Annotated in this window: 13 protein-coding genes and 1 other RNA gene; 11 read left to right on the top strand and 3 right to left on the bottom strand. The window is 40.2% G+C overall.

Annotation, left to right across the window (positions count from 1 at the left end):
- Positions 1-770: 770 nt before the first annotated feature.
- Complete coding sequence (locus SR187_RS10150; protein WP_227984821.1) at positions 771-929, bottom strand: hypothetical protein; 159 nt, start codon at positions 927-929, stop codon at positions 771-773.
- A 122-nt stretch (positions 930-1,051) separates the two neighbouring features.
- Here SR187_RS10150 and SR187_RS09855 point away from each other — a divergent pair, with 122 nt between their 5' ends.
- The 11 genes from SR187_RS09855 to SR187_RS09120 all read left to right on the top strand — a co-directional run bounded on the left by SR187_RS09855 (position 1,052) and on the right by SR187_RS09120 (position 10,826).
- Positions 1,052-1,288 (top strand): hypothetical protein, encoded by a 237-nt coding sequence (locus SR187_RS09855; RefSeq protein WP_145981840.1) that lies wholly within the window; start codon positions 1,052-1,054, stop codon positions 1,286-1,288.
- 205 nt (positions 1,289-1,493) lie between these two features.
- A complete protein-coding gene (gene tadA, locus SR187_RS09165) occupies positions 1,494-1,991 on the top strand; it encodes a tRNA adenosine(34) deaminase TadA (RefSeq protein ID WP_120172353.1) in 498 nt (165 codons plus the stop codon).
- 54 nt (positions 1,992-2,045) lie between these two features.
- An RNA gene (gene ffs, locus SR187_RS09160) (signal recognition particle sRNA small type) lies at positions 2,046-2,141 on the top strand.
- A gap of 184 nt (positions 2,142-2,325) precedes the next feature.
- On the top strand, positions 2,326-4,380 hold the full coding sequence (locus SR187_RS09155; protein WP_160113885.1) for an ABC transporter ATP-binding protein/permease: 2,055 nt from the start codon (positions 2,326-2,328) through the stop codon (positions 4,378-4,380).
- A 337-nt stretch (positions 4,381-4,717) separates the two neighbouring features.
- On the top strand, positions 4,718-6,067 hold the full coding sequence (locus SR187_RS09150) for a glucose-6-phosphate isomerase (protein ID WP_120172351.1): 1,350 nt from the start codon (positions 4,718-4,720) through the stop codon (positions 6,065-6,067).
- Between the two features lie 102 nt (positions 6,068-6,169).
- The gene (locus SR187_RS09145) at positions 6,170-6,910 is read left to right on the top strand and encodes a metallophosphoesterase (RefSeq protein ID WP_120172350.1); all 741 of its coding nucleotides are present in this window, start codon (positions 6,170-6,172) and stop codon (positions 6,908-6,910) included.
- A gap of 135 nt (positions 6,911-7,045) precedes the next feature.
- Positions 7,046-7,636, top strand: a complete 591-nt coding sequence (locus tag SR187_RS09140; protein WP_120172349.1) for a DUF4352 domain-containing protein — start codon at positions 7,046-7,048, stop codon at positions 7,634-7,636.
- Positions 7,637-7,746: 110 nt separating this feature from the next.
- Positions 7,747-8,445 (top strand): 2,3,4,5-tetrahydropyridine-2,6-dicarboxylate N-acetyltransferase, encoded by a 699-nt coding sequence (gene dapD / locus SR187_RS09135; RefSeq protein ID WP_120172348.1) that lies wholly within the window; start codon positions 7,747-7,749, stop codon positions 8,443-8,445.
- 9 nt (positions 8,446-8,454) lie between these two features.
- Positions 8,455-9,582 (top strand): N-acetyldiaminopimelate deacetylase, encoded by a 1,128-nt coding sequence (locus SR187_RS09130; RefSeq protein ID WP_120172347.1) that lies wholly within the window; start codon positions 8,455-8,457, stop codon positions 9,580-9,582.
- Between the two features lie 40 nt (positions 9,583-9,622).
- Positions 9,623-10,165 carry a 5-formyltetrahydrofolate cyclo-ligase gene (locus SR187_RS09125; RefSeq protein WP_120172346.1) on the top strand — a complete coding sequence of 181 codons (543 nt, stop codon included), beginning with the start codon at positions 9,623-9,625 and terminating at the stop codon, positions 10,163-10,165.
- On the top strand, positions 10,149-10,826 hold the full coding sequence (locus tag SR187_RS09120) for a rhomboid family intramembrane serine protease (protein WP_120172344.1): 678 nt from the start codon (positions 10,149-10,151) through the stop codon (positions 10,824-10,826). Before SR187_RS09125 ends, SR187_RS09120 begins: the two co-directional genes overlap by 17 nt.
- Before the next feature lie 75 nt (positions 10,827-10,901).
- Here the strand turns inward: SR187_RS09120 and galU are convergent, their stop codons facing one another.
- Both galU and SR187_RS09110 read right to left on the bottom strand, forming a co-directional pair.
- On the bottom strand, positions 10,902-11,801 hold the full coding sequence (gene galU / locus SR187_RS09115; RefSeq protein WP_024532686.1) for a UTP--glucose-1-phosphate uridylyltransferase GalU: 900 nt from the start codon (positions 11,799-11,801) through the stop codon (positions 10,902-10,904).
- A gap of 39 nt (positions 11,802-11,840) precedes the next feature.
- Positions 11,841-12,857 (bottom strand): NAD(P)H-dependent glycerol-3-phosphate dehydrogenase, encoded by a 1,017-nt coding sequence (locus tag SR187_RS09110; protein WP_120172343.1) that lies wholly within the window; start codon positions 12,855-12,857, stop codon positions 11,841-11,843.
- Between the last annotated feature and the right edge of the window lie 45 nt (positions 12,858-12,902).

Raw genomic sequence — 12,902 nt, 5'->3', positions numbered from 1 at the left:
ATTTATCGGAGTTTTCATTACGTAGTAATCAATCTCAAAATTTGAATTTTTTCTATTGTCAATAGGGTTTGTCTCCATTTTGAAACAAGTTTCTAAACCTGTTTTTTATATAAATCTTATATTATCGCCTAATGATATTTTTTATAAACATCCCTCACTAAAGACAAAATTTGCCCCAAAATATAAGTAACAAAGAGAGCTGGGCAAATATAAAATCACCACAAAAGAAGCATAGTATGATAAGTAATTGGTTGTATGACGAACATTAAAATAATTACAAGGGTCCATCTCATACCCCATGTCATCTTTCTTTGAATTAACCATTCTAAAAAATCCTCATTAGGATAACTCTTAGTTTCAATATATTCATTTTTAAGATCTAAATAATATTTTTTAAAATTCATACTCAAAATATAAAGATAACTTAAAAATATTTTTATCACAACATAGTATAATAAAAAGGGGCACCCCTTTTTATTATATGCATTACCAATAACGCATATATAACAAATATTGGATAAAAGCTGCCACCTCTATATCTCCTTTAAATTTTTTTGTGAAATTATAACAATTCAAGAAGTCCTTGTCAATTCTTTTTTCTGAATATTACGAAAACTTGTGAAATTGCCACCACCTGCGAGCTTTCTGCACAAGTAATAGCTGATTATCCTGCTGCCTTTCCAAGATGAGATGATGGTATGAAGTTGGTCAATCTGTCGCTTGTAGTTATCAATTTAAGACTTTAGGTCAGTAATTTGATCATCTTTTCCCTAAATGATATCTGTATTGCTTTTTTCAACCTTTGCATTATCTTCTGAAAATAGTAATTTTCTTGAATAAGAACTTAGAGTTTCATTCTGAGAATCAGCCCTCTCTCTTAATTCCTTTTTCTCATGGTTAATATTCAAAATCGTCACTTTCTCAGACATAAAAAACTCCAAAAATTCTACAATACAATTATAATACAAAGATATAATACACATAACACAACTAATTACACTTCTTAATCCCATTTCATAAGCCTTTTTGAACGCTCCAAGTTCATGAAAGCATGCGAGTACAAGTCACAAACATAGAATTTCATTGGCTGAATAGTCAAACCGTCGTAAGTGTAGAATCCTCGAAAGCCCTTGCCATCGCCAATGGTTGCCATCTTGCCGAATGCCCTTCATTTAGTGTCGCCATTGACAGACTCAAACAAGATTTTGGTACTGAATTGTTGGCGGATTTTCTGCCGTTTTTGGCTCTCATCTGCGATAATCTGCTGACGGCTCTTAATCAACCCTAAAATGTCCTTGACTTTAAACACAATCTTACTAGTTTGATAGAATCTTTTGAACGCTGAGAACTCATCCTTTCCATCAATGAAACGGATCTGGAGGGAAAAATATTGGAACGGTAAAACAATAAGGACAAATAGTGGCTAAATAATTCTTCAGAATAAACATCGTTTAGTGATCGCTATATAGTCCTAGTAGGTGTATAATAGTAGTATGAACTATACAGAAGAAGAAAAAGAATATTTTATGTTCCAAGCCTTGAAAGAGGCAAGAAAGTCACTTGAGAAGGAAGAGATTCCAATTGGTTGTGTCATTGTGAAAGACGGACAGATTATCAGTCGGGGGCACAATGCGCGTGAGGAACTCAATCAGGCGATCATGCACGCAGAAGTGATGGCTATTCAAGAGGCCAATCAAGTTGAGGGGAACTGGCGTTTGCTAGATACGAGTCTCTTTGTCACAATCGAGCCTTGTGTTATGTGTAGCGGAGCTATCGGTCTAGCTCGCATTCCTCATGTCGTCTACGGTGCAAACAATCAGAAATTTGGTGCTGCGGGAAGTCTCTACGATATATTGACGGATACCCGTCTCAATCATCGAGTAGAAGTGGAGAGAGGTATTTTGGAAGATGAATGTGCACAGATTATGCAAGATTTTTTCAGACAGCGTCGGGAGAAACAAAAGATTGAAAAGTTGATGACCGAGAAATAACTGCTAAATCATGAAAATCACGTAAAGCTTGTAACCCTAGCCAAATTGTGTTATAATCATAGATGGAGCAACATTCGTGCGTGAAGCGGGTCAGGGGAGGAATCCAGCAGCCCTAAGCGAGGTCGGATGTGTGCTCTTTTTGCGTACACTTTAAAAACCCTTTGAAATCAAGCTTTCAGAGGGTTTTCCGGAAATAGGGACAAATAAAAAATAAATGAGAATCAGCATCTTATATGCTATTTTTTTATACTGAAAGTAGCATGTTACATTTGACAATTTGGAAAGAAAAGGACATAATCAAATGCAGAAAGCGATTACAAAGGGAGGTTGTTCTATGTTAGAGATAAGAAAATTGGATATTAGATACGGACAAAAGCTCCTGTTAAAAGAAACATCTTTACAACTTGAGAAAGGAAAAGTCTATACGATTTCAGGAGTCTCTGGTGTTGGGAAATCCTCACTGCTCAACAAGATTGGCCTGATTGCCACTGATTTAGGTCAGATGATCTATTCTTATGACGGCAGGCGTCTCAATCTTTCAGATGAAAAGCAGGTTTCTGATTTTATAGCCACCCATATCGGTTTCATCTTTCAGGAAAAAAATCTCCTTCGACATGTCAATGTGTATGATAATATCGCTTTGTTGCTGAACAACGCACAGCAGATTGTCGGAAAGGACGACAGGATAGACCATTATTTAGAAGAACTGGGACTATCGGATAAAAAATATGCCTTCCCCTATGATCTATCAGGTGGAGAGGAGCAGCGAGTAGCCATTGCACGGGCGCTTATCGCTGATAAAGATATTATTTTAGCAGACGAGCCGACGAATTCTCTTGACAAGGACAACAGGAAAAAAATCACTGATTTGCTAGTTGATTTAGCTCATCGTTACCAAAAAATCGTCGTGATTGTTTCCCATGATGATGAGGTGATTGATCGAGGTGATGTCCATCTAAGGCTTTCCAATCAAACCATCGAGAAAGTTTTCACAAAGGAAGTGGAAAAACAGGATCAGTGCCTAGATAAAGAGGTGGGGATCTTACAGAAGATTGATTTACCAAAAAGAAAGTTCCCAATTCCCAAGATTGTTACAGGTCTACTTGTGTGTTTCATAGCTATCAGTACCTTATTGTTTAACATTACAGGCCTGTTCCAATCGCATTACCAAACATTATTAGATCATTCTTTGGAAAACGGTCTTCTCGCCATCAAGGATACTCTAGATATTAAGGGCAAACAGGTATATGATGATTTTCTTTCCTTTACAGATAAAGAAATTAGCAACTTAAAACAATCGGATGTTATTTCGCAGGTTAATCCTTATCTTGAATTTCCTTACAAAGGCATAACGCTAGATACTACTCAAGCTGGAGGGATTGATGTGCAACCAGAGGTGACTGTCAATGGTAAGACGGTTGCCTTGAAGTCTCCTTACAGCATTCAGCCCCTCTTTCCAACCAATATGACGGAGCGAAATATCGAGTACATAGATCGCACAGCAACACAAGGTTTGATTGTCTCAGAAAGTTTTCTTGCCAGTCAAAATTTAGGAAATGAAATCAGTGGACAGACCAAGTTGACGCTAGACTATTATGTTCCAATCGCCCTTTATAAGGGGCAGGTCACCAAGAGTACAGGAGAGATAGTGGATAGTGATGGTGATATTTTCGTCAAGCAACGAAGAGAATTCCCGATTATCGGTATATTGAAAGATTCCTATCCTTTCCAGTACTCGGTTCACCCCAACAGTTTCTTTATGAGGGTCAATGAAATGCTGTCTTTACAAGAAGAAGCCAAAAAGGGAGTGGTGTTACCCGACGAATTAGGAGGTTTACCAGTCGCAGAGTGGCGGTCAAGTGCCTATCATATTACTGTTGCCAATAGTACGGACGTTCCGGGTGAGCTGAGTCGTTTGAAAAAGATGCCGCATGTGACAACGGTATCTTCCTCAGAAGATTATCAGAGTCTGAAGCACATGCTGTCTTATGTCAGAACCGTTTCAACCAGTGTTGCGGTCCTTATATTATCTCTGATGATACTCTGCCTGTTCTTTGTCTTCTTCCAGATTAGCAACACTCGCAAAGAAGAAGTTGGTATTCTAAAGGCTCTCGGTTTTAGTTCGGCAGCGGTTCGTCGTTTTTATTATAAAGAGTTAACCATATATACAAGATCCGTTTGTGTTATGAGCCTAGTAATGTCCGTTGTATTGGTGGCTGCATTAGCTGTATCTCTGCAACTGAAACAACAGGATGTTCTAGCTGTTGTAATGAGGAATTTTCTTACTTTACCTTTAGTGGCTTTTGGTGCAATCGTCACTAGTGGACTTGTACCAATTTACAAGGCATGCCAAACATCTCCAGTAGATTGTATTCGATTGAATAGGTAGGTGTTAAGAAGTGAATAATATTGAGATTCTATTATTTAAATCTCAATATTGTTCGCTTTCTTTTATTGTCACTATGTCGATTGAGGTTGGGACAAGTATTGCACTTTTTCATATTTAATTTGACGTTGAGTAGTCATCATTTCTTCCAAGATTTTCTCAGTTCACATGGCAAAACGAAGGAGACCTTAGAGGGATAACAGGGTCTGTGCTTTCACCTTTTTCAGAAAAAATAAAACTAACGCAGTTCATTTTATGAAAATAAATGAAAATCGATAAATTTCTTGAAAAAAATATGATAAAGCGTTATCATATTATGGTACATAAATGGAGGAAAAACATGACACATATTACATTTGATTATTCAAAAGTGTTAGGCCAATTCGTGGGCACACATGAAGTTGATTATATGCAGCCACAAGTGACACTTGCAGATGAACTACTACGCAAGGGTACCGGTGCAGGTAGTGACTATATCGGCTGGCTGGATTTGCCAGAAAACTATGACAAAGAAGAATTTGCTCGTATTAAAGAAGCAGCAGCTAAGATCCAAAAAGAGAGTGAAGTTTTGGTGGTTATCGGCATTGGTGGTTCTTATCTTGGTGCCAAAGCAGCTATTGACTTCTTGAGCAATGCTTTTGTGAACTTGCAAACTCGTGAAGAACGTAAAGCTCCACAGATTCTTTATGCAGGAAACTCTATCTCATCTAGCTACCTTGCTGATTTGGTAGAGTATGTCGCAGATAAAGACTTCTCAGTCAACGTGATTTCCAAATCAGGTACAACGACTGAGCCAGCCATCGCCTTCCGTGTTTTCAAGGAATTGCTCGTGAAGAAATATGGCCAAGAAGAGGCTAACAAACGCATTTATGCTACAACGGATAAGGCACGAGGTGCTGTTAAAGTTGAAGCAGATGCCAATGGCTGGGAAACATTTGTTGTGCCAGATGATGTCGGTGGACGCTTCTCAGTCTTGACTGCAGTAGGTCTTTTGCCGATTGCAGCAGCAGGTGCAGATATTGATGCGCTCATGGAAGGTGCAAATGCAGCTCGTAAAGACTATGCTTCTGACAAGATTGCTGAAAATGCTGCCTATCAGTACGCAGCAGTTCGTAACATCCTTTACAGAAAAGGTTATGTGACAGAAATCTTAGCAAACTACGAGCCATCACTCCAATACTTCAGCGAATGGTGGAAACAACTGGCTGGTGAGTCAGAAGGGAAAGACCAAAAAGGTATCTACCCAACCTCTGCCAACTTCTCAACAGACTTGCATTCTCTTGGTCAATTCATTCAAGAAGGTAACCGCAACATCTTTGAAACAGTTGTTCGTGTGGATAAACCAAGAAAAAATATCTTGATTCCTGAAATGGCAGAAGACTTGGATGGTCTTGGCTACCTCCAAGGAAAAGATGTTGATTTTGTTAACAAAAAAGCAACTGACGGTGTTCTTCTTGCTCACACAGATGGTGGCGTACCAAACATGTTTGTTACTCTTCCGCAACAAGATGAATTTACCCTCGGTTATACCATTTACTTCTTTGAATTGGCAATCGCTGTATCTGGCTATCTCAATGGTATCAATCCATTCGATCAACCGGGTGTAGAAGCGTACAAGGCGAACATGTTTGCCCTTCTTGGCAAGCCTGGTTATGAAGAATTAAGTGCAGAATTGAATGCTCGTCTCTAATACGGATTTAAAATCGACCTTGAAAACTGACCTTGGTCGGTTTTTCTTTTTCTCTGTCAAGTTGTGGTACAATATAAACAGAGTCTTGTTTATGGAGAAGGTATGAAAAAAGAATATTTTGTGGTAGGAGATGTGCATGGAAAATATGAACTTCTCTGTGATATCCTTAAAAAATGGGATCAAGGCAAGCAACAACTAATCTTTCTGGGAGATTTGATCGACCGAGGGGAAAATTCTAAAGCTTGCTTGGAACTTGCTTGGCAGTTGGTTCGTGAAAAAGGCGCTATCTGTCTAGTGGGTAACCATGAGCGAATGCTGTTGGCTTGGTTGCGAGATCCTATTAGCCGCTATGATCATTATCGTCGTAATGGAGGAGATACAACTATCAATTCCCTCCTTGGTCGAGCCTTAGATGCACCGGTTGATGGGGTGATTGCTGCTCATCAGGTTATGGAGCAATACGGAGACTTGATTGATTTTATCAAATCTTGTCCCTATCATCTTGAAACAGAACGCTATATTTTTGTTCATGCTGGTGTAGATTTGACCCTATCAGACTGGCGGGAAACCAACAATCATGATAAGGTATGGCTACGCAAACCATTCCATGAAGCTGAAAACATCACAGGGAAACTAATTATTTTTGGACACACACCTGTCTATAATCTTTATCAGACCAACCTCCGTATCAGTCAAATTTGGACTAGTCCAGATGGTAAGATGGGGATAGATGGTGGCGCTGTTTATGGTGGTGTACTGCATGGAGTTGTATTAGATAGTATAGGTTTGGTGCGGGATTACATTGTTGGTGCCATCAATCCAAGAAAAGAAATTGAAGAGTAAAAAATATTATGAAAATTAGGAGTGATGGCTTCTAATTTTTTATTTTAACACTTGACAATATATATAATGGATTTATTGAAATTAAGGAGGCTATTTTATGGCAAAGAAAATGAGAGATGAGCATGCAATGTTTATGTGCAAAAGAAACCGTTCTATAAACGGATTTGGTTTATTGTTCTAGTGGGATTGGTTATAATTGGTAGCTTGCAGAGTGTACTTGGAGGAGGTAATCCTTCATCAACTTCTACGAACCAAACTACTTCATCAACTAATCAAGTCACAACAGCAACCTCATCTAGTAGTTCGGAAAAACAACAAGAAGTTACTTATAGCATTGGGCAGGAAGTCCCAGTCGGAAATGTTATTTATTTTGTAAATTCAAAAGAAATCACTACAAATGTAGGTGGAGAATTTGGTAAAAATGCCAATGGCGTCTTTCTATTGTTAAACGTAACCGTAAAAAATAATGGTAAGGAAGCCATTACAGTGATAGATGACTTCTTTACTTTATTAAAAGGTGATGTAAAATATAAATCAGATTCATCAGCAGGTATATATGCCAATCAAGATACTAAGTTTTTCTTGACAAAAGTAAACCCTGAAAATTCTGTTACCGGTAATGTTGTTTTTGATATTACAGAAGAAACAGCTAATGACCCAAGTATCCAACTTAGAGTTCAAACAGGTTTTTGGGGTACAGAAACTGGTTTAATCAATCTTCAATAAATCAATGAGAGGCTCGCGCAATAAGCCTCTTTTTTATTTTTTTGAATTCCCCCAAATATTCAGAAAATTTGGTATAATGGTAAAAATAGTATTTAGTAGAGGATGAACTTATGACTGCAACACAAATGACTGCTCAAGAAATTATCCAATTTATCGCCAATGCTGAGAAGAAAACAAGTGTCAAGGTAACCTTTGAAGGTGTTTTGACTGGAGAAGTTCCTGATTCAGTTGTCAAGCTGGGCAATGTCCTTTTTGGTGATTGGAAAGATGTAGAGCCTCTCTTGACAAACTTGACAGAAAATAAGGATTATATCGTTGAAAATGATGCTCGTAATTCAGCAGTCCCTCTTCTTGACAAACGGTCTATCAATGCTCGAATTGAGCCAGGTGCTATTATCCGCGACCAAGTGGTAATCGGTGACAATGCAGTCATCATGATGGGAGCTGTTATCAATATCGGTGCAGAAATTGGTACAGGAACCATGATTGATATGGGAGCTATCTTAGGAGGACGTGCAACGGTTGGTAAAAATAGCCATATCGGTGCAGGTGCAGTTCTTGCAGGTGTTATCGAGCCAGCTTCAGCAGATCCGGTTCGTGTCGGTGATAATGTTCTTGTCGGTGCGAATGCGGTTGTCATCGAAGGAGTGCAAATCGGTAGTGGATCCGTTGTCGCAGCGGGTGCTATTGTTACCCAAGATGTTCCTGAAAATGTAGTGGTAGCAGGAGTACCAGCTCGAATCATCAAGGAAATTGATGCTCAAACCCAACAAAAAACAGCCTTGGAAGAGGCTTTGCGCACGCTCTAAGAGGTAGCTATGCTAGATGTAATTGCAATACGCCGTTTTCTCCATCAGATACCAGAATTGGGGATGGAAGAATTTAAAACCCAAGCCTTTCTTATAGAAACGATTGAGAACCTACTTGAGGGTTGTGACTTTGCTCAGATTCGTACATGGAAGACAGGGATTTTAGTCTATCTGACTGGTTTTGCGCCTGAAAAGACAATCGGCTGGCGGGCTGATATGGATGGGCTTCCTATTGAGGAGGAAACAGGCTTGGACTTCACCTCTCTCCATCCCGAGCGTATGCATGCCTGCGGGCATGATTTTCATATGACGATTGCTTTAGGACTACTGGAAAAAATGGCGGAGCAGCAACCAAGGAACAATCTTCTCTTTCTATTTCAGCCTGCGGAGGAAAGTCTAGCTGGCGGCATGTTGATGTATGAAGCGGGAGCCTTTGGTGATTGGCTACCAGATGAATTTTATGCCCTTCATATCCGACCAGATCTCAAAGTCGGGCAGATGGCCACTAACCGTGCGACCCTCTTTGCTGGGACTTGTGAAGTTAAGATTCGGTTGACAGGAAAAGGGGGCCACGCAGCATTTCCCCATACCGCAAATGATGCGCTTGTAGCAGCCAGTTATTTTGTAACTCAGGTGCAATCAGTTATTAGCCGAAATGTAGATCCGATTGAGGGAGCTGTGGTTACCTTTGGCTCTATGCATGCAGGGGCAACTAATAATATTATTGCGGAAACAGCCTTTTTACACGGAACAATTCGAGCTTTGACCCAGAGCATGAGCCTTCTAGTGCAAAAACGAGTCCGAGAAGTGGCGGAAGGAATTGCCCAGTCCTTTGGCGTGGAGCTGGAGATAGAGTTCAATCCGAGCGGCTATCTACCTGTGGAGAACAATCCTCAATTAGCAGACGAGTTCATGAGGTATTTTGAAAGCGTGGAGGATGTGGAAATGATGGACTGTCCACCGGCTATGACAGGGGAAGATTTTGGTTACCTACTCAACAAAGTGCCGGGTGTTATGTTCTGGTTGGGGGTAGATACGCCCTATCCCTTGCACAATCCTCATCTTAATCCAAGAGAGGAAGTTCTTTTCTTTGCTGTGGATAAGTTGAGTGAATTTCTGAAAATAAAAGCAAGCTAGGTTGGTATTTCCAGCCTTTTTCCGAAAAGGAGCATAAACTGTGGATAAAAAAGAAATACGTAACCTGATGCTAACGAGAATGAAGGAATTATCGAATAGTCAACGAGCCAGATGGAGTCGGCGCCTAACAGAAAATCTTTTGCAAACCCAAGCCTATAAAGCTTCAAAGTCGCTTGGAACCTATATTTCCATGCCACATGAGTTTGATACAGCTTACCTATTGGAGCAGGCCCAGAAGGATGGGAAAAGGCTTTTCATTCCTAAGACTTATTCTCAAGGACGGATGGATTTTGTAGAATATAATCCTGATGATTTAGTGAAATCTAGTTTTGGTATTTGGGAACCAGCTACTTATTCACAACCTGTGGATAAGTCTGTGATAAACTTGATTCATGTACCGGGTTTGGCTTGGAATCAAGCGGGTTTTCGGATTGGCTATGGTGGGGGTTTTTACGATCGCTATCTGATGGATTTTCAGGGGAAAACCTTTTCGACCCTACTTGATTTTCAGCTATATGACTTTGTACAAGAATCGTTTGATATACCAGTAAAGGAGATGTTGATCTTTGAAGGATGTATTTGATACACGTTACCCGATTACCAATGGGTTGTTGGCTGTGACGACTTTTGTTTTCCTTTTAATACAGATGCTGCGTTTTGGACAGACGACAGCAGCTTATACTATTTTTGAATTTGGTGGTATGTATGGTGAGATTGTTCGCTATGATCCGACTCAATTGTGGCGCTTGGTTTCTCCCATTTTTGTCCATATTGGCTGGGAACATTTCCTATTTAACAGTGTCACTTTGCTTGGTCTGGGTTATCAGTTAGAGGGGCTATTTGGTCCGAGGCGTTTTTTCCTCCTCTATCTCTTATCTGGGATAATGGGGAATGCATTTGTTCTATTTTTCACACCTGGTGTAATCGGTGCAGGTGCTTCAACTTCACTGTTTGGTCTTTTTGCAGCCATAGCTCTTCTAAGGAAATTTAGTCGAAGTCCTTATTTGAGGATGTTAGGTCAGCGGTACGTGGTTCTTTTGGTCTTCAACTTGGTTTTGGGACTGTTCAATCCAGTAATTAGCATGGCTGGGCATGTTGGAGGAGCTGTTGGAGGGTGCTTGGTTGTAGTTTTTCTGCCACCTCTTGTGGAAAAAGATCTTTTTAGCGGCAAGCAGATCTTTTATAGTTTTATCGGTTATCTAGGTTTGCTTGCTTTATTGCTTGGAGTGTTTTATCTTAGATAAGTCATCAGAAGAAGAAAAAAAGATTAAAGAAAATCAGTCGTAATGGACTTTTTCTTCAATCTCAACTAGCATTTGCTAGTTTTTTTCTATTTCTAATTTTTTGCCTAAATCAATGAGGTATTGCCTTAAAGAATCTTTAACTTGTGAGTGTTGGAGAGCATAGTCGATTGATGTTTTCATAAAACCGAATTTATCCCCCACATCGTAACGATTACCCTTAAATTCACGAGCAAAGACACGTTGTGTTTTGTTGAGGGTATCAATGGCGTCTGTCAGTTGAACTTCATTGCCTGCACCGGGTTTTTGCTTTTCTAAAATATCAAAAATTTCAGGAGTCAGTAGGTAACGACCAATGATGGCTAAGTCAGATGGTGCTTCTTCTGGCTGAGGTTTTTCCACAAACGTTTCCACACTGTAAAGGCCGTTAATCCCTTCTCCTTGTGGGGCAATGACTCCGTAGGAAGAGACTTCCTCATGTGGGACAGGCATAACTGCAATGGTTGAAGCATGTGTTTTTTCATAGTCATTCATAAGCTGTTTAGTGAGTGGAACTGCTTTATCATCTGTGATGTCCATGAGGTCATCACCTAGCATAACCACAAAAGGTTCGTTCCCAACGAAAGCCTTAGCTTGAAGTACTGCATCACCTAGCCCACGAGGATGACTCTGACGAATGAAGTGCAAGCGAATACCAGTTGTCTCATCAACTAGCTTCAAAAGATCGTTTTTCCCTTTTTCTTTAAGGTTGTACTCTAATTCAAAGTTGGAGTCAAAGTGATCCTCAATGGAGCGCTTTGATTTACCAGTAACAACCAATATATCTTCAATGCCAGAGCGAAGCGCTTCTTCAACAATAAATTGGATTGTTGGTTTGTCCACAATTGGAAGCATTTCTTTGGCGAGTGCCTTGGTTGCTGGGAGGAAGCGAGTTCCCAGACCTGCCGCTGGGATGACAGCTTTTCTAACTTTTTTCATAGATTGTTCTTTCCTTTTATGTTTTATGTAGCTGAAAAATCAATGCCATTCGTTTTCATGACGGAATTCACCAGTCATAATCTCCTTAATCGCATCTTTAATAGTAGCGTCTTGATAAATTACCTTGTAGATGGCCTGGGTAATCGGCATGTAGACACCAAGTTCTTGAGCCAATTCGTAGGCAGCCTTGGTTGTTGATATTCCTTCAATCACCATTCCCATATTGCGCTCAACATCTTCTAATTTTTCTCCACGCCCCAGTTGATCTCCGGCCCGCCAGTTGCGAGAATGGATAGATGTACCGGTAACAATCAAGTCACCTACTCCAGAAAGACCGCTGTAGGTCAAAGGATTGGCTCCCATAGCGACCCCCAAACGGGTAATCTCTGTCAAACCTCGGGCAATAATCGCAGCTTTGGCATTGTCACCATAACCAAGACCATGAAGGGCACCTGCACCAACTGCGATGATGTTTTTAAGTGCTCCGGCAGTCTCTACTCCGATCACATCATTATTGGTGTAAAGACGGAAATAATGATTGCTGAAAAGATTTTGGGCGTAGGTTGCTACCTCCATATCTTTTGAAGCGGCAGATATCAAGGTCAAATCGCGAACGATGGTTTCTTCAGCATGGCTAGGACCGGACACAACAACGATTTCCGACCGGTATTTAGCTGGAATTTCCTCTTCTAAGACTTCAGACAAGCGTTTATGGCTATCAGGCTCCAATCCTTTAGAAGCATGCATGATGACAACCTTGTGCTTGAGCACTTGAGCTACTTGTTTGGCAACGAGTCGTGTTACTTTGGTTGGAACCACAAAAAGGATAGCATCCACACCGTCTAAGGCTTCGGATAGATCCTTGTATCCCTTGATATTTTTATCAAGAACAATATCTTTAAAATAACGGGTATTGGTATGCCGCTCATTGATCTCATCAATCTGTTCAGGAGCATTTCCCCAAATTCGGATAGCATGCCCATTATCATTTAGAACCTGAGCAAGGGCTGTTCCCCAAGAACCGGGGCCCAAGATAGCAATGGTTTGTTTGCTCATAGTCTTCCCTTTCTAGGAATTGTAGTATTGACCTTATTTTATCAT

The sequence above is a fragment of the Streptococcus ruminantium genome (assembly GCF_003609975.1).
GTDB classification, from domain to species: domain Bacteria; phylum Bacillota; class Bacilli; order Lactobacillales; family Streptococcaceae; genus Streptococcus; species Streptococcus ruminantium.
The sequence above is the reverse complement of the archived record's forward strand: the minus strand, read 5'-3'. Positions and strand labels throughout refer to the sequence as shown.